Source organism: Saccharopolyspora sp. ID03-671 (assembly GCF_045278815.1).
Lineage (GTDB): Bacteria > Actinomycetota > Actinomycetes > Mycobacteriales > Pseudonocardiaceae > Saccharopolyspora > Saccharopolyspora ipomoeae.
Genome location: NZ_CP134054.1, coordinates 1,732,214 through 1,753,484 on the forward strand (window position 1 = coordinate 1,732,214; position 21,271 = coordinate 1,753,484).

The following is a 21,271-nucleotide window of genomic DNA, read 5'->3' on the forward strand; positions in this document are numbered from 1 at the left end:
TTCGCCCGTTTCTCAGTTCGCCGCGCCGGGCACTCGCAGCAGCAGTGCATCGCCCTGGCCACCACCACCGCACAGCGCGGCCGCTCCGGTGCCGCCGCCGCGCCTGCGCAGCTCGTGGGCTTGCGAGAGCAGCAGCCGCGCACCGCTCATCCCGACCGGGTGGCCCAGCGCGATCGCGCCGCCGTTGACGTTGACCCGTTCCGGAGCCACCTTCAGCTCACGGGTGGAGACGATCGCGACGCCGGCGAAGGCCTCGTTGATCTCCACCAGGTCGAGCCCGTCGACCTCCAGCTCGCCGTCGCGGCGAACCGCGTCCCGGATCGCCTCGGCAGGCTGCCGCAGCAACGACGGGTCCGGGCCGGCGACGGTCCCGTAGGCACCGATCTCGGCCAGCCAGCCGACGCCCAGTTCCTCGGCACGGCGCTTGCTCATCACGACGAGAGCGCACGCCCCGTCGGAGAGCTGGGAGGAGGATCCCGCGGTGATCGTGCCGCTGCTGGAGAACGCCGGCTTCAGCGTGGCCAGCCGTTCCACCGTGGTGCTCGCGCGGATTCCTTCGTCCTGCTCCACCGGCGACGAGCCCTCACGCTCGACCGGCACGATCTCGTCGGCCAGCAGGCCGTCCTCGGTCGCACGCGCCGCCCGGGCGTGCGACTCGGCGGCGAACTCGTCCTGCTCGGCACGAGTCAGCTCGAACTCGGCCTGGTAGCGGTCCGTGGCCGCGCCCATCGGCACTTCGTCGAACGCACAGGTCAGGGCGTCGACTTCGAGCGCGTCGAGCACGTCTCCGGCACCGAACTTCAGGCCCTTGCGCACCCGCCGCAACAGGTGCGGGGCGTTGGACATCGACTCCATCCCGCCGGCCACGACGACGTCGTGCTGGCCCAGGGCGACGAGCTGCGCCGCCTGCGCGGCGGTCGCGAGCCCCGACAGGCAGAGCTTGTTCACGGTGGTCGCGGGGGCCGACATCGGCACACCCGCGTCCACAGCCGCGATCCGGGCCGGGTTCGGCCCGGCCCCGGCCTGCACGACGTTGCCCATCAGGACCGCGTCCACATCCGCGCCGCTCAAGCCCGCACGCGCGAGGGCTTCGCGGATGGCGACCGCACCGAGCTCGGCAGCCGTGAAGCCGGCCAACCCTCCCAGGAACCGGCCGATCGGTGTCCGGGCTCCGGCGACCAGCACCGCGTCCTGCATGGAAACTCCTTCGTCGTGTTCGATGCGGCCTCGATCGCCGCGATGACACCCGGGACCGGGGTTGATCAGGCCATCGTGAGGCCACCGCTGACCGACAGCGTCTGACCCGTGATGTAGCCGGTCGCGTCCGAGGCGAAGAAGGCCACAGCTGCGGCGATGTCCTCCGGTGTGGCGAGCCTCTTCATGGGAACGGCCTTGGTCATGCCGGACAGGACCTTGTCCGCATCCTGGCCGGAGTTGTCGGCGAACTTGCGCAGGGCGGGCGTGTCCGTCGGCCCGGGGCACACGGTGTTGGCCGTGATCCCCTTGGTCGCGACCTCGCGCGCCAGCGTCTTGGTGAAGGCGATGATCCCGCCCTTGGCACCGGAGTAGACCGCCTCCAGCGACGAGCCGACCCGGCCCGCGTCGGAACCGATGTTGATCACACGGCCCCAGCCGCGTTCGATCATGCCCGGCAGCACGCTCTGGATCACCCGCAGCTGGCCGTTGAAGTTGAGGTTCAAGATGCGGTTCCAGAACTGCTCGTCGGTGTCGACGAACTTCATGAAGTCGTCCCAACCGGCGTTGTTCACCACGACGTCGATCGGCCCCAGCTCGTCGGACACGGTCTTCACAGCGGTCTGCACCGACGTCGTGTCGGTGACGTCGACCTCAACCGCGAGGGCCTTGCCGCCACCCTCGTTGATGGCCGTCGCGGTCTCGCGCGCTCGCTCCAGGTTGATGTCGGCGACGGCGGTCTGGAATCCGTGTGCGCCCAGCGTCTCGGAAATCCCGCGTCCGATGCCCTGGGCGCCACCGGTCACGAAGGCGACTCGATTGTTCATGTGCTTCTCCGATGTCCTCGTCGTGTCAAAAGCGGAACTGCTCAGCTGCGGGTAGTGGCCCACTCCACGGGGCCAGCGACGATCGAGTGGCTGGTGAGCTTGCGGCCGAGCACCGACTGCGCCGACCGCGCCGCGTCGATGACGCCGGGAAGCGAAAGACCCGTCTCCACACCCATTTCGTGGAACATGCTCACCAGGTCCTCGGTCGCGATGTTGCCGGTCGAGCCGGGCGGGACCGGGCAGCCGCCGAGCTCGCCGAAGCTGGACTCGAAGCTGGCGCACCCGGCTTCCAGCGCCGCGAAGGCGTTCGCCAAGCCTTGCCCTCGAGTGTTGTGGAAGTGCGCGGTGATCTCCACCCCGCGCAGCCGCTCCACCGCCGCCGAGAAGAACTCGGAAGCGTAGGCGGGGTTGGCCATTCCGGTCGTGTCCCCGAAACCGAGCTCAGTAGCGCCCGCTTCGGCGAAGCGCTCGGCGAGCTCCAACACGCGATCGAGCTTCACCTCGCCCTCGTAGGGGCAGCCGAAGGACGTGGCGATCACCGCGGCGCAGTCGAGTCCCTCTTCGCGAATCCGCCGTGCCACGACGGCGTTCTCCCGCATCGATTCCTCGACGGTGCGGTTGACGTTCTTCTTGTTGTGCGTTTCCGAGGCGCTGACGAAGATCGCCGCCTCGTGGAAGGTGTCGCGCACCTTCAGCGCGTTGTCCAGTCCCCGGTTGTTCGGGATCAGCGTCATCAAGCGCACGTCATCGGGCACCTCCACGCGGCGCAGCACCTCGGCGCCGTCGGCGAGCTGCGGGATGACGTCCGGGCGCACGAAGCTGGCCACCTCGATGCGCTTGAGCCCGGTGCGACCCAGTTCGTTGATCAGCCGAACCTTGTCGTCCGTGGGAATGTTCTCGGGTTCGTTCTGGAAGCCGTCGCGTGGTCCGACCTCCCGGATCTGCACGCGGGATGGGCGCTGGCTCATGGCGGCAGCTCCTTTCTCGTCAGTCATCGGTTCGTCCCGGTCTTGCCGTCCCCGAGGGACTTCTCCAGCTCCGCGCGGTGCTCGGGCGCGGCGATCGCGATCAGTCGCCCGGCCCGCTCGGTCAGGTCGCATCCGCGCAGTTCAGCGATCCCGTGTTCGGTGACCACGTAGTCGACGTCAGTCCGACCCGTGGTCACCGGCCCCTCGAGCACCGGCCGGATGTTGGACGAAGTACGGGACGCGGCGCGCAGCGTGATGATCGAGCGCGCCCCGGTCAACGAAGCCGCCCGGGAGAAATCGACCTGGCCTCCGATCGCACCGATGTAGGTCCCCTTGCGAATCTCGGACCCCACCTGGCCGGTGAGGTCCACTTCAATCGCCGAGTTAATCGACACCAGGCCGGACAGCTTCGACAGGACCGCGGGCGAGTGCGTGTAACTGGCCGGGCGGAACTCGATGGGGAGGCCGGGCAGACCGGTGTAGAGCTCGTTGCTGCCCAGCGCGGCGCCGGTGACCACCGAACCGGTGTCGATCTCCTTGTACGCCCCGGTGATCACGCCCTTCTCCACGAGCCGGGCGATTCCGTCGGAAACCATCCCGGAGTGCACGCCGAGGTCGTTGTGCTCGGTGAGGCAGTCCAGCACCGCGGAGGGCAACGAGCCGACCCCGAGCTGGATGGTGTCGCGATCGTCGACCAGGCTCGCGACGTTGCGCGCGATGGCGCGTTCAACGTCGTCGGCCCCTCGGTCCGGTGCCTCGGGGAGAGGGCGATCGGTCTCGACCACCGCCGCGAACCGATCCAGCGGAATCCGTGGGGCTCCGTAGGTCCGCGGCATGCGCTCATTGATCTCACCGATCAGGACCGGCGTGTGCGCGATCGCGTCGGCGACGTAGTCCACGCCGACGCCGAGCGAACAGCGCCCTTCGGAGTCCGGCGGGCTCACCTGAACGAGACCGACGTCGTGGGGAAGCCGCCCTTCGGCGAACATCCGAGGTAGCGCCGAGTAGTGGCACGGCACCACGTCGACCCTCCCCGCTTCGCGAGCTTGCGCAGTTCCCCGAGACCCCCGTAGGACGACAGGGCGATCTGCTCGGGCAGCTCGGTGGTCAGCCGCTCGTCCCAGGTCAGCCCGCAGAACGCGCGCACCGGGCCGATCTCCGCGACGCTGTCCAGCAAGGCGTGCACCAGCGGAGTCGGTTCAGCGCTGGTCTGCGACCACCAAAGGCCATCACCTGGGCGCACGTGGGCGGTGAGGTCGACCATCAGCTGATCCGCTCGATCAGCGTCGCGGTCCCCAGACCACCTCCGCAGCACATCGTGACCAGGCCGAGTTCGACGTCCCGACGTTCCATCTCCGCGAGCAGCGTGGCCATCAGCCGCGCTCCGGTGGCGCCCACCGGGTGTCCCAACGCGATCGCTCCACCGTTGACGTTGACCCGGTCGAGGTCGGGCTTGAACTCCCGCTCCCACGCCAGCACCACCGAAGCGAAAGCTTCATTGATCTCGATCAGATCGATGTCATCGATGCTCAGGCCGTTTCGCTCCAGCATCTTGTGCGTCGCCGGAATCGGGCCGGTCAACATGATGATCGGGTCCACACCCACCGTGGTCTGGTCGACCACCCGCGCGCGGGCGTTGAGGCCGTACTCCTCCGTCGCCGCCCGGGATGCCAGCAGCACCGCCGCAGCACCGTCGGAGATAGGCGACGACGTCCCAGCCGTGATCCGGCCGTTCTCCTGGCGGAACGGGGTTTTCAGCCCCGTCAGGCCCGCCAGGTCGGTGTCCGGGCGAATCCCCTGGTCGCTGCGCCGCGTCTCCCCCGCCAGCTCCAGGGGGATCATCTCGGCGTCGAAGCGGCCCTCGGCAACCGCCTGCGCCGCCAACCGGTGCGAACGCACCGCGAACTCGTCCATCTCGGCGCGTTCGATGCCCCAGCGCTCCGCGATGAGCTCAGCGCTCTCGCCCTGGTGCACGAAGGAGTACTGGTCGCGCAGCTCGGCCGGCCAAGGCTCGCCGTAGAGCTTGGAGATCTCGATGGGCGAGTTGATCGGGACGTGCCCCATGTGCTCGACGCCGCCGGCGATCACCACCTCGTGGGTGCCCGATCCGACGAGACCCGCACCCATCTCGACGGCGGTCTGCGCTGACCCGCACCGGCGGTCGAGGGTCACTGCCGGGACCTCCGGCGGATGTCCCGCCTGCAGCCACGCGTTGCGCCCGATGTTGCGGGACTGCTCGCCGAAGGGGGCGGTGCAGCCGATCACCAGATCCTCGATCACCCTCGCCGGCAGGTCGGCGCGGGCCAACAGCTCGTCGTAGCAGGCCGCGAGCATCTCGTTCGGGTGCGTATCGCGGTACCAGCCCTTCTCCGGGTGGCCCTTGCCCATCGGAGTTCGGGCGGCCTCGGCGATGAGGACTTCCCGTCCGGCGCGTCGCATCGGTCCCGCCTTCGCGCGGTCCATCAGATCACCGTCCCACCGTCGACGGGCAGCACCTGGCCCGTGATGTACCCCGCCGCGTCGGAGGCCATGAACACGAAGGACCCCGCGATTTCGGTGGGTTCGGCCCACCGTCCGAGCGGAATGCGCGCGAGCGTCTTGGCCGCGAGCTTCTCGTTGCTGCGGATGTTCTCGGTCATCGGCGTGGCCGCCAGTGGGGCCAAGGCGTTGACGGTGACCTGCCTGCGGGCCAGCTCGCGGGCCAGGGACTTGGTCAGGCCGATGATGCCCGCCTTGGCCGCGCCGTAGTTGGCCTGCCCGATCGTCCCCTGCAAGCCGGCGGCCGAGGTCACGTTGATGATGCGCCCGCGACCGTCTTCCGGCAGGTATGGCAAGACCGCCTTGCTGCAGGTGTAGCTGCCGATCAGGTGGATGTCGACGATGCGCCGGAACGCCTCTTCCTCCATATCGGGGAACATCGCAGGCGCGATGGCTCCGGCGTTGTTGACCAGGATGTGCAAGCTGCCGTCGGCCAGTGCCGCCGCCCGTTGCGCGATTTCACCGGCCGCTGCCGAGTCCCGGACGTCGAGCACGCCGTATTCCGCGACACCACCGTCGTTGCGGATGCCTTCGGCGATGTTCTTCGCCGCCCGCTCGTCGATGTCGGAGACGAAAACCCGCGCGCCCGCCTGAGCGAACGCCACCGCCACCGCGGCCCCGATGCCGCTGCCCGCACCGGTCACCAGTGCGGAGCGGCCGTTGAGTTCGAACATCAGTAACTCCTGGGAAGACCGAGGACGTGCGAACCGAGGTAGTTCAGAACCATTTCCTGACTCAGCGGAGCGATCCGCAGCAGGCGCGCTTCGCGGAAGTAGCGCGAAACGTGGTACTCCTCCGAGTAGCCCATCCCGCCGTGCGTCTGCAGCGCCCGGTCGGCGGCTTGGAATCCGGCGTCGGCGCACAGGTACTTCGCCGTGTTCGCCTCCCGGCCGCAGGGCTTGCCGTTGTCGTACAACCACGTCGCCTTGCGCAGAGCGAGCTCCGCGGCGTCCAGGCGCGCGAGCGAGTCCGCGAGCGGGAACTGGAGTCCCTGGTTCATTCCGATCGGCCGCCCGAAGACCTCTCGTTCGTTGCCGTACTGCACCGCGCGCCGCAGTGCGGCGCGCCCGAGCCCGAGGGCTTCCGAAGCGACGAGCATCCGCTCCGGGTTCAGACCGTCCAAGATGTACTTGAAGCCCTGACCCTCCTCGCCGACGCGATCTTCGACGGGAATCCGGAGGCCGTCGATGAACAGCTCGTTCGAGCTGACCGCGTTGCGGCCCATCTTGTCGATCGGGCGGATGTCGACCTTGTCGCGATCGAGGTCGGTGAGGAACAGCGTCAGCCCGTCAGTCTTCTTCTTGACGTCTTCGAGCTTGGTGGTCCTGGTCAGCAGCAGGACCTTCTCGGATTCCTTGGCCTTCGAGATCCACACCTTGCGCCCGTTGACCACGTAATGATCGCCATCGCGCTTGGCGAAGGTGGTGATCCTGGTCGTGTCCAGGCCCGCCTCCGGCTCGGTGACGCCAAAGCACACGTGCAGGTCACCGTTGACGATCCGAGGCAGGTTGCGGCGCTTGAGCTCCTCGGACCCGTGCACGATCACCGGGTGCATCCCGAAGATCGACAGATGCATGGAGCTCGCGCCGTTCATCCCGGCACCGGACGCCGATACCTCCTCCAGCAACAAGGCCGCTTCGGTGATCCCGAAACCGTGGCCGCCGTACTCCTCAGGAGTGGTGATGCCCAGCCAGCCACCCTGCGCGAAGGCGTCGTAGAACTCCGTCGGGAATTCGTGCGCTGCATCCTTCTCCAGCCAGTACTGATCACTGAACTTCCCGGCCAGCTCGGCGACGGCCTTCCGGATCGTCGCCTGGTCCTCGGTCAACTCAAAGTCCACAGCAAATCTCCAACCAGGCCCAGGTGAAGCCTCTTTGGCCCTACTATACTAAAGGACAGACCAAAACGGAACCATGGCCGTCAGCCGGCGGGCAGCAAGGGGAGGACATCGGCAAGCCGCTCGTTCCACGTGCGCGGCGACCCGAACAGCTCGGCGTCGAGCTTGGCCCGCTTGTAGAACAGCTGCAGGTCGTGCTCCCAGGTGTAACCGATCGCCCCGTGCATGGTCAGCGCTGTATCGACCACCTGCCGCCCGGCCGCCGTGACCTGCGCTTTGGCGGTCGCGGCGTGCAGCGCCGATTCGTCGCCGCCCAGGTCCACTGACGCCGCCGCGAAGTACGCGATGGACCGGGAAGACTCCACCGAGACCAGCATCGTGGCGGCCGCGTGCTTGACCGCCTGGAACGAACCGATCGGGACACCGAACTGCTTGCGCTGCAGGCTGTAGTCCACAGCCAGGTCGAGCACCCGCCCGGCGGCACCGAGGCTGTCCGCAGCCACGAGCACGGCTGCGCGCAGAGCTGCATCAGCGAGCACCGCGGACGCATCGACCTCCAGGCGCCGCGCAGCCACTCCTTCGAAGCGCACGTCCGCCGCGTCCCTCGTGCGGTCGAGCAGGCTTCGATCGTTCAGCACGACGCCTTCCGCGCTCGACTCGACCACGAACAACGCCAGACCGTCCTTCGTCCGGGCCGGCGCCAGCAGCCAGCGGGCACCGCCCGCGCCCAGCACCGATGGCACCGCGCCGTGCAACTCCGAGCCGTCGAATTCAAGACCGCGTGGCCGGTCCAGCGGGCGACCCGCTTCGGCGACGAAAGCCGCGAACTGCCCGTCCTCCAGCACGGCTGAAGCGATCTCCGGCGCTTCCACCAAAGCCGGTATGGTCAGCACGGACGCCAGCCAGGACCCCGACGGAGCTGCCGCCCGGGCCAGCTCCTCCGCGGCAAGTGCGAGCTCGAGGAGCCCACCGCCTTGCCCGCCCAGCTCTTCCGGAGAACCCACCCCGAACCAGCCCTCGGACACCAGGCGCGCGGTGAACGTCGAGCGATCGCCGCCGTCCAACCACTTGCGGATGGCTTCCGTCGGCGCGGTAGCGGACAACCACTCGCGCAGTGAGGTGCGGAAGAGCTCCTGTTCGTCGGTCAATTCCCAACGCATGCCGACTCCTTTCTATGCTGGTCCGCACCGGGCCACGCCGGAGATGCGCCACCATGCATATCGTTTGATGTTAGAATGGGTCCAACTTTCAGACCATAAATTGGGAGATGCACGTGGTTGACTCGCCGAAGAAGGACCGTTCCTCCGTGCGGTTGACTCCCATGGCCGTCCCGAAGGCGTCCGACGTGCTCGCCGGCGAGTTGCGCGAGCGCATCCTGAGCGGCGAGTTCGCCGAGGACACTCCCCTTCCTCCGGAGCGCGACCTGGTCTCCCAGACGCAGATGAGTCGCACCACGGTCCGCGAAGCCCTGCGCATCCTCGAGGTCCAGGGCCTGGTGCGCATCAAGGCCGGCCGGGCCGGAGGAACCTTCGTGCAGCGCCCCAGCCAGGATTCGGTTGCGACGTCGATCAGTCTGCTGATCCGGGGACGCCAGCTTCGTCTCGCCGACCTGCTGGAAACCCGCGAGGCCATCGAACCGTTCTGCGCCCGTCTCGCGGCGCAGAACCGCACTGACGAGGACCTCGCGGTGCTCGACGCGGCGAACAAGGCCATCGCCACCGATGACGACAACCTGACGAACTTCCTGCAGGCCAACGTCGACTGGCACGTCGGCGTGGCCGCCGCCAGCCACAACGAACTGCTGATCGCGTTCATGTCCGCGCTGTCCAAGGCGATCTACACCGCGACCGAGAACGAGGCGTTCGTCGACGCCGAGGTCCGCAGCGTGACCGCGAAGGCGCACAAGTCCATCACCAACGCGATCCGCGAAGGCGACCCGGACGCCGCGGTTCGCCGGATGAACCGGCACGTGCACTCCTACGCCCAGGCGGTCCTGGAAGTGGAAGAGCGGGAGAAGATCGAGGTTGACGACGAGTGAGGAACCGCGGCCGGCCCGAAGCGGCCGGCCGCGTCCGCACGCGTTCATCAGTGCTTCGCAGCCTCGGTGATCTCGGCCAGTGCGCCAGGGTTCTCCGCACCTGAGAGATCTCCGGGGTCTTTTCCCAGCGCCGCCGCGCGGATCGCCCGGCGCAGGATCTTCGCCGACCGCGTCTTGGGCAGCTGTGACACACGGCGCACCAACGAGGGCGCGAAGGGCTTGCCGAGCTCCCCGGCCACCATTTCGCGCAGCTTGTCGGAGACGTCCTCGTCCTCGGCACCGCGGCGGGGCACCCAGAACGCCCACACCGCTTCGCCCTTGGTGGCGTCCGGGACGCCGACCGCGGCGACTTCGCCGACCGCGGGATGCGTGCTCATCACCGACTCGACTTCCGCGGGCGCCAACCGCTTTCCGGCCACGTTCATCACGTCATCGGACCGGCCGAGGATGAACCAGTGGTCGTCCTCGTCGATCAGGGCGAAGTCACCGTGGCGCCACAGGCCCGGGAACGTCGACCAGTAGGCCTCGATGTATCGCGCATCGTCCTTCCACACACCGCGCGTCATCGACGGCCAGGGCTGTCGGCACACCAGCTCCCCGACCTCACCGCGCAGCGGTTCGCCGCGGTCGTCGACGACGTCGACGTCCATGCCCAGTGAAGGTCCGCCGAGCGAGCAGCTGCGAATCGGTTCGACCGGGTACGGCGCCAGGAACGATCCACCGACCTCGGTCCCGCCCGAGAAGTTGATGATCGGAACCCTGCCGCCGAAGACCTCCTCGGCCAACCACTGGTAGGAATCCGGATCCCAGGACTCCCCCGTCGACCCGAGCACCTGCACCGAGGACAGGTCCAGATCGGACGGAACCGGTGTTCCGCTGGAACGCAAAGTCCTGATCAGCGTCGGCGAAACCCCGAGCATGGTGATGCGATGACGCGCGGCCAGCCGCCACAGCCGGTTCAGGTCCGGCACGTCGGGCGAGCCCTCGTAGAGCAGGAGCGCGGCGCCGTTGGCGTGCGTGCCCATGATCGACAACGGGCCCATGATCCAGCCCATGTCGGTCACCCAGCAGAACACCCCACCGCGCTTGACGTCGAAGGAGTACGCGACCTCGCTGGCCACCTTCAGCAGGAAACCGGCGTGGGTGTGCACCGCACCCTTCGGCTTGCCGGTGGTGCCCGAGGTGTAGGCCAGCAGCAACGTGTCGGCCGACTTCACCACGGCCGTCGGCACCTGCCCCTCCGAGCGGAGCAGGTCCGACCAAGCCGTCTCCGGAACCGGCGGGTCCAGTGCCTGTTCTTCGGCGGCCGAGATGTTGTCGACGACGATCACGTTGCGCACCGTCGGGCACGACCGCACTGCCTCGTCGAGCAGCGGCTTCATCCGCACCGTGCGCTCGCGGCGCACCGTGCCGTCGGCCACCACCACCGCCTTCGCATCGGCGTCCTGCAACCGGGCGGCGATCGCGGCCGGGGCGAACCCCGAGAACAGGGGCACCAGAACGGCTCCGAGCTTGGCGACCGCGTAACAGGTGATGACGGCTTCGGGAATCATCGGCAAGAACAGCGCCACCGCATCGCCGCGGTCGATGCCCAGTTCGCGCAGCCCGGCGGCCGCCCGCTCGACCTGATCGGCGAGCTCCCGGTAGGTCAGCGTGCGGACGGAATCGTCCTCGCTGACGTGCACGACCGCGGGACTGTCCACCACCTGCTCGTCGTGGAGCCACCGGTTCAGGCACGCGTCGACGACGTTGAGCTCACCACCGACCATCCACTCGGGACGCTGGATACCGGCCGAGAGGTCAACCGCTTTCGAATACGGCGTCCGGAACGGCAGTCGCAGGTCCTGCACCACGGCGTCCCAGTACCACCCGATGTCGCGCACCGAGCGCTCGCGCAGTTCGGCCAGCGAGTCCAACCCGTGAGCACGGGCCAGCCTGGTGACGTTGGCGTTGGCGACTCGTTCCTCCGAGGGGAACCAGGTGTAGTCGGACATGTCAGCTCCTGGGCATTTTGAGGATGCGCTCGGCGATGATGTTGCGCTGGATGAAGGTCGAACCGCCGGCGATCGCGGTGCCCCGCGACTGGTAGGCCAGCCGCAGCCAGGACGGACTCGCCGTCCGCTCGTCTTCGAGCGCGAACTGGCCGCCGAGTTCGTCGAGCGAGAGCCGGAAGTCGGCGAGGTCCTCCACAAGCGGGCAGAAGTAGAGCTTGCCGATCGAGGTGACCGGGCCCGGCGCCCCGCCATCGGCGGCCTGGGTCGCCACTCGCTGACCGATCAGGTAGTGGATCAACGCGCGTCCGTAGAGATCGGCGGCCTTCTGCCGGATCACGGGATCCGCGCCGAGCGGGCGTCCGTCCTCATCGGTCCGTCCGCGGATGTCGTCGATGATCGCATCGACGGCCTTCTTCGTGTTGACACGTCCTGTGGCGATGGCGACCCGCTCGTATCCGAGCGTTGCCATCGCAACGCGCCAACCACCGTCGACGGCACCGACGACCAGTTCGTCGGGCACGAACACGTCATCGAGGAAGACTTCGTTGAACTCCGCCTCGCCCAGCATGTGCGCCAGTGGCCGCACGGTGACGCCGGGACTGTCCATCGGCAGCAGGAAGTAGGTGATGCCCTTGTGCCGATCCCCTCCCCCGGTCCTGGCCAGCAGGATCGCGTGGGCGGCGAGGTGCGCCCGGCTGGTCCAGATCTTCTGCCCGGAGATCCGCCAACCGCCGTCGACCTTGGTCGCCTTGGTTCGCAGCGAGGCCAGGTCGGAGCCCGATTCGGGTTCGGAGAACAGCTGGCACCAGATCTGCTCTCCGGTCAGGATCGGCTTGAGGTAGCGCTTCTTCTGCTCCTCGGTGCCGAAGTCGATGATGGTGGGCCCGGCGAAGTCCTCACCGATGGTGTTCAACCGCTCCGGCGCACCGGCCCGGTCCAGCTCCTCGTTGAAGATCGCTCGGTACTGCGCGTTCGCTCCGACACCGCCGTATTCCTTCGGCCAGGACAGGCCCGCGTATCCGGCGTCGTAGAGCATGCGCTGCCACTGCTGCCAGAACGGTCGCTTCCCGACGAGGTCGGCCGGTTCGGGCCAAGGCAGACGCGGCAGAACCCGGCCCAGCCACTCCCTCACCTCGGAGCGGAACCGCTGCTGCTCGGTCGAATCGGATAGCTCCATGGTCACACCCTCAGAGGAATTTTGGAGTGATAATACTTTTGGTCCGACCAAAATGCAAGGCTCAGCGCATGCGCCACACCGGCGCGCGCTTCTCTTGGAAGGCGCGAACGCCCTCGCGCAGGTCTTCGGTGGTGAATGCCAAGGCCAACTGCGCCTGAAGAACGTTCAACGCCTCGCCGAGCGCGAGGTCACGCGTGGCTTCGACGGCGTCCTTGCCCAGCTTCATCAACAACGGCGACTTGCCGGCGATCTTCTGCGCCCAGTCCCGGACGACCCCATCGAAGCTCTCCGCCGGGACGACCGCGTTGACCACGCCGAGTTCACGGGCATGCTCAGCTGTGATCAGATCGCCGACCATCATCAGCTCGTTGGCCTTCATCCTCGGGACGTTGCGGTAGATCAGCGCCGAGATCATGAACGGGAACGCACCGACGTTGATCTCCGGGCAGCCGAATCGCACCGAGTCCTTGGCGATGACCAGATCGCACGCCAGCGCCAGCCCGAATGCGCCCGCCAGCACATCGCCATTGGCCGCGCAGATCACGGGTTTGCCCAGCTGCGCGAGCTTCTGGTAGATCCGCGGAAAGCGGTCCAGGCCCGCGTACTTCTCGATCGTCGGACGGTCGTCGGCGAACGCCTTCAGATTCCCGCCGGAGGAGAAGACCTTCTCGTGCGAAGACGTGAGCACGACCACCCGCACGTCGTCGCTGCGCGCCGCGTGGTCGAGCAGCTCGAGAAGCTGGTCGAGCAGCTCGTCCCCGAGCGCGTTGCGAGTCGCGGGATCGTCCAACGTGATCACTGCGACGTGATCGTCCACCTCGTACCGGACCAGTTCGCCGGCCATCGGTCACTCTCCTCCAACTCGCGGAAACGTCAGTCGTGCGTCAGGACGACCTTGCCGAAGCCGCCGCCCTTCTCCAGGTGTTCATGGGCTTTGGCGGCCTGGTCGAGCGGGAAGACCTCGTCGATCACGGGAGGCCGGACATCACCGCTCTCCATCAGAGACATCAGCCCGGCGAAATCTCGCGGACTGCCCATCGTGGTTCCGAGCAGGTCGTACTGCCCGAAGTAGAACTGGCGCACGTCGAGCATCGCGTCCGTGCGAACCGAGGAGCCGAGCACCACGACCCGCCCGCCGGGCCGCAGCGCACGAACCGACTCCTGCCAACTGCCCACCGGATCGAGAACGACGTCGAAGCCGCGCCCGTGCGGAGACAGCCGTTTGGCTTCCTGCCACCACTCGGTCTCGGTGTAGAGAACGCCATCCGCAGCACCGAGTTCCCGTGATTTCGCGATCTTCTCCGCCGACGACGAGGTGACCACGACCGTGGCACCGCACGCGGCCGCCAAGCTGACCGCTGATGTGGCAACACCGCCGCCCGCTCCGAGGACGAGAACCGATTCGCCCTTGCGCAGCCGGCCGCGAGTGAACAACGCCCGGTAGGCGGTCAGTCCGACGAGGGGCAGTGCCGCAGCCTGCTGCCAGCTCAGACCCGCTGGTTTCGGGTGGACGCAGTCAGCGGGCACGGTGACCAGGTCCGCATAGGTACCGGCGTGGTGGTCACCGAGGATCTCCCAACCCGGGCCGGGTGCGCTGTCGTCGTCGCCCCACCACAGGGACGGGATGACGAGCACGTCCTCACCGGTGTCGACCCGAGTTCCCGCTCCGTCCGCACCGAGCACGTGTGGCAGTCGTGAACCGTACCGGCCTTCCCGGACCAGGACGTCGTGCCAGTTCAGCGCACTGGCACGCAGCTTCACCGTCACCCACCCGGACTTCTCCTCCGGCTCGGGAACCTCTTCGCAGCACAGATTTCGTGCAGCACCGAACTCCCGCAGGACGACCGCTTTCACCACGCACCCCATTTCGGTTCGACTGCCGCTGGTAGCGCCCGCAAGCCGGGACCAGACACCAGGGTCCTTGCCCTCACCGCCATTAGCGCTGTCATCCGTGCTGGCACAGCCCGGGCCCGGCGCCGCTGCCAACCTCACGGCCAGCTTCGACCTGGCCGTGCTTCGAGGCCCGTATCGCCGCATCCACGGCCCGCAGCACCGCCTCGTAGCAACGGCGGCACATGACCCCAGGCGTGTACAGCTGAATCTCCGAGTAGGCGAGAACGCATTTCAGATCCGCCTTCTCCTGGCAGATGCCGTGATGCCCGGCCTTGTTGCATATGCACGTGCACAACATGGGACGCCTCACCCCACCCGTCAGCTCTTGCGCTTGCCGATCTCGTCGGCGAGTTGCGGTGCGACCGCGAAGAGATCGCCCACAACGCCGAAATCAGCGATCTCGAAGATCGGCGCCTCGGCGTCCTTGTTCACCGCGACGATCGTCTTCGACGTCTGCATGCCCGCCCGGTGCTGGATAGCACCGGAGATGCCCAGGGCGATGTAGAGCTGCGGCGAGACGGTCTTGCCGGTCTGCCCCACCTGGAACTGGTGCGGGTAGAAGCCGGAGTCGACGGCCGCGCGGGAGGCGCCCACTGCGGCACCGAGCGAGTCCGCCAGCGTCTCGACCACCTCGAAGCTCTCCGCCGAGCCGACGCCGCGGCCGCCCGAGACGACCACGGAGGCCTCGGTCAGCTCCGGTCGATCGCCGCCCTCGACCGGCTCCCGTCCGGTAATACGGGCCGACTTCGCCGCATCGAGCGCCGAGACCTCGACCGCATGCTCGACGGCGGCTCCTTCGGCTTGCTCGGCCTCGATCGCACCCGGCAGCATGGTGACCACCGGCGCACCTGCAACGACCTTGGCTTTGGCTCCGTAGCCGCCGCCGAACAGCGAGTGGGCGGCGACACCCTCGTCGTCCAGGTCAACCGCCTCCGACAGCAGACCCGCTCCGGTGCGCACGGCGAGCCGACCGGCGATCTCCTTGCCGTCCACCGAGGCCGGCAGGAGCACCGCCGCGGGCGAGGCCGATCGCACCAGCCCAGCCAGCACGTCCACCGACGGCGTTACCAGGTACTGATCGACCTCGGTCGATTCGGCCGCGTACACCTTCGCCGCGCCGTAGGTACGCAGCGCATCGTTGAGCTTGGCCGCCACGCCCGGCTCACCGACGACGACCGCTGAGGGCTCGCCCAGTCGGCGCGCCGCGGTCAACAACTCGAACGCGACCTTCTTGACCTCGCCGTCCACGTGGTCGACGAGAACCAGGACCTCGGACATCACGTACTTCCTCTCGCAAAACCAGTGATTCAGACGAGCTTCTGACCGGCCAGGTATTCGGCGACGGCAATGCCGCCCTCGCCTTCGTCGGTAACCCGCTGCCCGGCCTGTTTGGGCGGCTTCGGCGCGGATTCCACGACCTGCGAATCGGCGTTGGCCAATCCGAACTCGGCCGGGTCGATACCGGCATCGGCCGCCGAGAGCACGGTCACCGGCTTCTTCTTGGCCGCCATGATTCCCTTGAACGACGGGTACCGCGGCTCGTTGATCTTCTCGGTGACAGAGACGACCGCGGGCAGGTTCGCCTCCAGATGAACGATCCCGGTGTCGGTCTCCCGCTCCGCTGTGACCACCGAGCCATCAGTGGAGAGCTTGCGAACGTAGGTCAACTGCGGCAGTCCGAGAAGTTCGGCCAGCATCGCCGGCACCGCGCCAATGCGCCCATCCGTCGCCTCGTTGCCCGCGATGACCAGGTCCACCGACTCCACGGTGCCGATCGCTGCCGCGAGAGCTCGCGCGGTCGCCGGCGCATCGGTACCGGCGAGGGCATCATCCGAGAGGTGCACGGCCTTGTGCACGCCCATCGACAACGCCTTGCGGATCGCCTCAGTGGCCCGGTCCGGTCCCATGCACACCGCGGTGACCTCGCCACCCTGCGATTCGGTGATCTGCAGGGCCTCCTCCACCGCGCGCTCATTGATCTCGTCGAGCACGGCATCGGCCGCATCACGGTCCAGCGTGTGATCGGCCGCAGCGAGCTTGCGCTCGGAGTACGTGTCGGGCACCTGCTTCACCAACACCACGACGTTCACTTGTCCACGCCCCAACTTCAGGTCTCGGCTCGCGAAGAACGCGGCTCAGGCTCGGAGGCCGGCCGACGACCCCGCCGACCAACGATTACTTTTGGCCTAATCTATTAAAGGACAGACCAAAGTGCAATACTGTCAGGCCAGAACCCAGCCTCGGGAGAGGAGCCGAGTTGATGACAGATCACCGAGCCGTCGCCAACTCCGATTCGCCGGACCGTTGACCGTGACCTCCAAGCCGGCTACGCGACCTCGCCGCACTCAACGCACGGCAGATCGGGCCCCCTCGAACCGTCAGGACGAGCACCGGACCGGGCCAAATGCGGATGCGATGCCGATCGGCTGGGACAACCACCACCTGTCACGCAACCTCACGAAAGGTGCCATGCGATGGTTTCGTTCGAGTTCACTGACGAACAGAGCGAGTTCCAGAAAACCCTCGCGGTGTTCACCCGCAAGCAACTGCTTCCGGGCTACCGCGATCGTGCCGCGTCCACCGCATTCCCGTTCGACATCCTGCGGCAGCTCGGTGAGCTCGGCGTGCTCGGAATCGGCCTGCCCGAACAGTACGGAGGGACGGGCGCCGAAGACCCGCTCATGCTGGGCCTGGCCACCGAGACGCTGGCCTACGGGGACGTCAACCTGGCATCCGCGCCGATCCAGATCGGCCTGATCGGCTCCCAGCTGGTGCACGCCACCGAGGAAGTCCGGCAGCACTACCTGCCGGCGATGATCGAGGGCCGCGAAACGGTCGCGATCGCCCTCACCGAGCCCGGGTCCGGTTCGGACGCCGCCGCGATGACCACGGTGGCCCGCCCGGTCGATGGTGGCTGGCGGCTCACCGGCGAGAAGACCGCGATCTCCTGGGCCTGCAATGCCTCCGCGGCCTTGATCTACGCCCGCGATCCGGGGAGCACGCGCGCGGCCGGCGTGAGCTGCTACCTGGTCCCTCTCGATGCCGAGGGCGTGAGCGTGCACCACATGCCGGGAATGGGCTGTCTTCCGCTCGGCTGGGGATCGATCCACCTCGACGACGTGTTCGTGCCGGAATCGCACCTGGTCGGAGAATCCGGGAAGGGATTCCAGGCGGTGATGAGCCACTTCGACTTCAGCCGCGCCGCGATCGGTCTGATGTGCCTGGGCGCGGCTCAGGTCAGCCTGGACGAGGCCGCCACGTACGCCACCGACCGCCACGCCTTCGGCAAGCCCATCGCCGACTACCAGGGCGTGTCGTTCCAGATCGCCGAGCACACGACGTACTTGGAAGCGGCCCGGTGGATGTGCTACCACGCGCTCTGGCTGCGCGAGGAGAACAAGCCGCACACCTCGCTGGCGTCGATGAGCAAGTGGTGGCCGCCGGTGGTCGCCAAGAACGCCATCGAGGCGGCCATGAAGATCCACGGCAACCTCGGCTACTCCACCGAATTCCCGCTCCAGCAGCGCCACCGCGACGTGATGGCCTACCTCGTCGCCGACGGCACCGCGGAGATCCAGAAGCGGATCATCGCCAAGGACGTCTTCGATCGCGGCAGCGTCGTGTACTAGCAATGAGAACGCCCTTCGGGACTCCCGCGAATCCCGAAGGGCGTTCTCGTCGGGCGGGCGACTAGTTCCCGGCCGACTTCTCCGCAGCCGACTTGATCGCCCTGCGGATGCGGAAGTAGGTGCCGCATCGGCAGACGTTCTCGATCTCGTCGATCTCGGCGTCGGTGGGCTCGCTGGTCTTCTTCAGCAGTGCCACCGCATTCATGATCTGCCCAGGCTGGCAGTAGCCGCACTGCGGCACGTCCATCTCGAGCCAGGCCTGCTGGACAGGGTGCAGCTCGTCGCCCTCGGCCAAGCCTTCGATCGTGGTGACCTCGCGGCCCTCGATGTCGGACATGGCGGTGACGCAGGTCGTGTAGGCCTCGCCGTCGATCAGGCACGTGCAGGCCTTGCACACGTCGAGGTTGCACCCCATCTTCGGGCCCGTCACGCCGAGCTGATCGCGCAGTGTCCAGAGCAGCGGGTGGTTGGCCGGCGCCTCGACGCTGACCTCGTCGCCGTTGAGTGTGAAGGTGTAACGCGGCACGGGAACTCCTCCGTGGACGATTCTGGTTCGGAAGGGCCGCGGTCAGTTCCGGGCCGGAAGAGGACGCATCGGCGGGCCTGGGACAGGCCCCGGCGGGTATGGCTCGTAGTCGAGCTCGTTGTCGATCGGGAACCTGGTGGGCATGATCCCCGTGGCGCGCCGGTAGGCGTTGACCCCGCCGCGAACGCGACCGGAACCGCGAACTCACCCATGCCACCCGGCTCGCCCTCACCGGGCTGGACGAAGATCCGCACATCCGTCGGAGTGTTCTTCTGCCGTGCGTAGTGGAAGTTGTGGTAGCTGCCTTCCAGGAAGTAGCCGTCACGCAGGTGCAGCCCACCGCGCAGCGCCACCGAAATGCCGTCGGTGAGCCCACCGAGCGCCTGGGCCTCGATACCGCTGACGTTGATCGGGCGGCCGACGTCGACGGCCATCACGGCCTTGACCACCCTGGGGTGCTTGGGATCCCGCGCGTCGATCTCGACGAGGACGGCCATGACGCCCTTCATCTCATCGTGGAACGCGATGCCTTGGGCGAAGCCTTCGGGCATCGTCCTGCCCCAATCGCCCTCTGCTGCGACCTTGTCCAGGATCGCCCGCTGTCGGCCGTCCTTGAGCAAGTCGCGACGGACCTGGACGGCGTCCTTGCCCAGCTTCCGGGCGAGCTCGTCGACCGCGATCTCCTCGACGCCGCGGACGTTGAGCGAGAACACCGACCGCCAGCTGCCGGTGTTCAACGGGATCGAGACCTCGTGCAGGTGGGTCGCGACCGCACCGAAGTTGTAGGGGCAGTGCACCATCGCGCGGAACATCAGCTGGCTGACGCTCTCGTTGCCGACAGCCGGGAACTTGCTGGCCGCCGTGGTCAGCGCGTCGCCGAAACCGTGTTCCAACGAGGTGTCGACCGCAGCGTTCCAGTGCTCGTAGGACAGCACTTGGTCGCCTGCGTAGTGCATGCGCACCTTGTGGTGCTTCGCGGGGTGCACGCGCCCGTGCCGGATGTCATCAGTGCGGTGCCAGATCAGCTTCACCGGCTTGCGCATCGCTTGCGAGATCAGCGCGGCTTCGACTGCGGCGTCGTTGAACAGGCGTCGTCCGAACGATCCGCCGCTGGGCATGACGTGGACGGTGACCGAGGTCTGCGGAATGCCCAGTTCACGAGCCAGGTTCTCCTGCGTGCTCGTCGGGATCTGCACCGCCGCCCAGACTTCGGCTCGACCGTCGCGCACGTCGGCTACCGCTGCGTTGGTCTCCAGCGGGGCATGGCTCAGGAACGCGAAGTCGAACTCCATCTCGAGCGTGTCCACGCCGGCGGCCGGAAGCTTCACCGGCGGGTCACCGAGTGGCCCGACAGCAGCGCGCAGCTTGCGCCGCACGGTCTCGTCGCTCTCGTCGTCCACGGTGCCGGGGCCCCACGCCACATCAAGGGCGTTCACGCCGTCCACCGCGAACGCGAAGGTCTCAGCCAGCACCGCGACTCCCGTGGGGATCGCGGCCACGTCGATGACGCCGGGCATCTGCTTGACGGCGTCGGCGTTGTGCACCGCCTTGACGGTGCCGTTGATCGTGGGCGGCCGGCGGACCACGCAGGGCTTCGCGCCCGCTACGCTCAGGTCCTGGGTGTAGGTGTTGGACCCGGTGACGATCCGGCGGGCGTCGAGCCGCCCCACCCGGCTTCCCACCAGCTTGAACTCGGATTCCGGTTTGAGTCGCACCGGAAGGTCGGGAAGCTCGGTCTTGGCCGCCGCGACGGCCAACGAGCCGAAGTCCGCGCTGCGACCGTCCGGGGCGTGGATGACCCCGTCGGACACCGTGAGCTGATCGTCGGACAGCCCCCAGTTCTTGGCCGCGGTCGCCACCAGCCGGGCGCGTGCCGCCGCGGCGGCGAGGCGAGCAGGCTTGTAGAGCGAGGTGATGCTCGAGGACCCGCCGGTGAGCTGTCCGTACAGCAACTCCGGACGCGCGTCGGCGAGAGGCATCTTGATGTTGGCCAGCGGAATGTCCATCTCCTCCGCGATCAGCATCGGTACCGATGTGGTCAACCCCTGCCCCACCTCGGCCCGGGGCAGCGGGACCGTCACCGTGTTGTCCTCGTTCACCGTGATCTGGAAGAGCAGAGCGGACGTGGGTGCACCGATCACGTTGATGACGTCCTGAAGATCGACCGTCTCACCGATCAGCTGCGGAGGCGATGGCACGGCGGCCTCGGCCGTACCCGCGGCTCCGTCCAGGAGGATCTCTGTCGCCACGGTCAGCGTGGGTGCGGCCAGCAGGTAGCTCAGGAACCTCCGGCGGCCGATGGACGGTGCGCTCGAGGACTCCTTCGTCGAATCGAAGACCACCGTTACCTCACAATTTTCTCGGTCGCTCGGACTGCCGCACCGGTCAGGAGATCGTTTCGGATGCGGTAGCCGCCGAGCTGCACTGATGATGTCGCGACCGGTCACTGCGCCCCCTGTTGACGCGACAGCGCGAAGCGACCGACGCGGCCTTACCCGATGCAGCGCGGCCGCTTTCGAGCCCGGCCTCGGCTGCGCTTGGTCACGAAACATGAAGGTAGAACGTGATCCACGACAAATCAAGAAACCAAGTCAACTTTTGTGTGTAACTTTTCGGGTGGGGCTTCCCCAGACCCTCGGTACGCCTGGGA

Annotated in this window: 18 protein-coding genes; 2 read left to right on the forward strand and 16 right to left on the reverse strand. The window is 67.5% G+C overall.

Annotated elements, in window-relative coordinates:
• Positions 1-12 precede the first annotated feature (12 nt).
• The 8 genes from REH65_RS08130 to REH65_RS08165 all read right to left on the reverse strand — a co-directional run bounded on the left by REH65_RS08130 (position 13) and on the right by REH65_RS08165 (position 8,512).
• Positions 13-1,197 (reverse strand): acetyl-CoA C-acyltransferase, encoded by a 1,185-nt coding sequence (locus REH65_RS08130; RefSeq protein WP_406691947.1) that lies wholly within the window; start codon positions 1,195-1,197, stop codon positions 13-15.
• 65 nt (positions 1,198-1,262) lie between these two features.
• The gene (locus REH65_RS08135; RefSeq protein ID WP_406691948.1) at positions 1,263-2,021 is read right to left on the reverse strand and encodes an SDR family NAD(P)-dependent oxidoreductase; all 759 of its coding nucleotides are present in this window, start codon (positions 2,019-2,021) and stop codon (positions 1,263-1,265) included.
• 41 nt (positions 2,022-2,062) lie between these two features.
• On the reverse strand, positions 2,063-2,989 hold the full coding sequence (locus REH65_RS08140; RefSeq protein WP_406691949.1) for a hydroxymethylglutaryl-CoA lyase: 927 nt from the start codon (positions 2,987-2,989) through the stop codon (positions 2,063-2,065).
• Positions 2,990-3,012: 23 nt separating this feature from the next.
• Positions 3,013-4,125, reverse strand: a complete 1,113-nt coding sequence (locus tag REH65_RS08145) for an acetyl-CoA hydrolase/transferase family protein (RefSeq protein WP_406693122.1) — start codon at positions 4,123-4,125, stop codon at positions 3,013-3,015.
• A 127-nt stretch (positions 4,126-4,252) separates the two neighbouring features.
• A complete protein-coding gene (locus REH65_RS08150) occupies positions 4,253-5,452 on the reverse strand; it encodes a thiolase family protein (RefSeq protein ID WP_406691950.1) in 1,200 nt (399 codons plus the stop codon).
• Positions 5,452-6,201, reverse strand: a complete 750-nt coding sequence (locus tag REH65_RS08155) for an SDR family NAD(P)-dependent oxidoreductase (RefSeq protein ID WP_406691951.1) — start codon at positions 6,199-6,201, stop codon at positions 5,452-5,454. Before REH65_RS08155 ends, REH65_RS08150 begins: the two co-directional genes overlap by 1 nt.
• Positions 6,201-7,367, reverse strand: a complete 1,167-nt coding sequence (locus tag REH65_RS08160; protein WP_406691952.1) for an acyl-CoA dehydrogenase family protein — start codon at positions 7,365-7,367, stop codon at positions 6,201-6,203. Before REH65_RS08160 ends, REH65_RS08155 begins: the two co-directional genes overlap by 1 nt.
• A gap of 80 nt (positions 7,368-7,447) precedes the next feature.
• On the reverse strand, positions 7,448-8,512 hold the full coding sequence (locus tag REH65_RS08165) for an acyl-CoA dehydrogenase (RefSeq protein WP_406691953.1): 1,065 nt from the start codon (positions 8,510-8,512) through the stop codon (positions 7,448-7,450).
• Between the two features lie 158 nt (positions 8,513-8,670).
• Here REH65_RS08165 and REH65_RS08170 point away from each other — a divergent pair, with 158 nt between their 5' ends.
• Positions 8,671-9,402, forward strand: coding sequence for a FadR/GntR family transcriptional regulator (locus REH65_RS08170; RefSeq protein ID WP_406691954.1), 732 nt, complete (start codon positions 8,671-8,673; stop codon positions 9,400-9,402).
• A gap of 47 nt (positions 9,403-9,449) precedes the next feature.
• On the opposite strand, the gene REH65_RS08175 is transcribed toward REH65_RS08170, so the two are convergent.
• From REH65_RS08175 to REH65_RS08200, 6 genes are all read right to left on the reverse strand, one after another.
• A complete protein-coding gene (locus REH65_RS08175) occupies positions 9,450-11,396 on the reverse strand; it encodes an AMP-binding protein (RefSeq protein ID WP_406691955.1) in 1,947 nt (648 codons plus the stop codon).
• Between the two features lies 1 nt (position 11,397).
• Positions 11,398-12,573 carry an acyl-CoA dehydrogenase family protein gene (locus REH65_RS08180; protein ID WP_406691956.1) on the reverse strand — a complete coding sequence of 392 codons (1,176 nt, stop codon included), beginning with the start codon at positions 12,571-12,573 and terminating at the stop codon, positions 11,398-11,400.
• 61 nt (positions 12,574-12,634) lie between these two features.
• Complete coding sequence (locus REH65_RS08185) at positions 12,635-13,417, reverse strand: enoyl-CoA hydratase/isomerase family protein (RefSeq protein WP_406691957.1); 783 nt, start codon at positions 13,415-13,417, stop codon at positions 12,635-12,637.
• A 29-nt stretch (positions 13,418-13,446) separates the two neighbouring features.
• On the reverse strand, positions 13,447-14,427 hold the full coding sequence (locus tag REH65_RS08190; protein WP_406691958.1) for a zinc-binding alcohol dehydrogenase family protein: 981 nt from the start codon (positions 14,425-14,427) through the stop codon (positions 13,447-13,449).
• 357 nt (positions 14,428-14,784) lie between these two features.
• Positions 14,785-15,744: an electron transfer flavoprotein subunit alpha/FixB family protein gene (locus REH65_RS08195; RefSeq protein ID WP_406691959.1), complete on the reverse strand. Its 960-nt coding sequence runs from the start codon at positions 15,742-15,744 to the stop codon at positions 14,785-14,787.
• 29 nt (positions 15,745-15,773) lie between these two features.
• Positions 15,774-16,556: an electron transfer flavoprotein subunit beta/FixA family protein gene (locus REH65_RS08200; RefSeq protein ID WP_406691960.1), complete on the reverse strand. Its 783-nt coding sequence runs from the start codon at positions 16,554-16,556 to the stop codon at positions 15,774-15,776.
• A gap of 384 nt (positions 16,557-16,940) precedes the next feature.
• Between REH65_RS08200 and REH65_RS08205 the strand changes: the two genes are divergently transcribed.
• Complete coding sequence (locus tag REH65_RS08205) at positions 16,941-18,095, forward strand: acyl-CoA dehydrogenase family protein (protein WP_406691961.1); 1,155 nt, start codon at positions 16,941-16,943, stop codon at positions 18,093-18,095.
• Positions 18,096-18,156: 61 nt separating this feature from the next.
• On the opposite strand, the gene REH65_RS08210 is transcribed toward REH65_RS08205, so the two are convergent.
• Together REH65_RS08210 and REH65_RS08215 are read right to left on the reverse strand one after the other, a co-directional pair.
• Positions 18,157-18,621 carry a (2Fe-2S)-binding protein gene (locus tag REH65_RS08210; protein ID WP_406691962.1) on the reverse strand — a complete coding sequence of 155 codons (465 nt, stop codon included), beginning with the start codon at positions 18,619-18,621 and terminating at the stop codon, positions 18,157-18,159.
• On the reverse strand, positions 18,522-20,963 hold the full coding sequence (locus REH65_RS08215) for a molybdopterin cofactor-binding domain-containing protein (protein WP_406691963.1): 2,442 nt from the start codon (positions 20,961-20,963) through the stop codon (positions 18,522-18,524). Before REH65_RS08215 ends, REH65_RS08210 begins: the two co-directional genes overlap by 100 nt.
• Between the last annotated feature and the right edge of the window lie 308 nt (positions 20,964-21,271).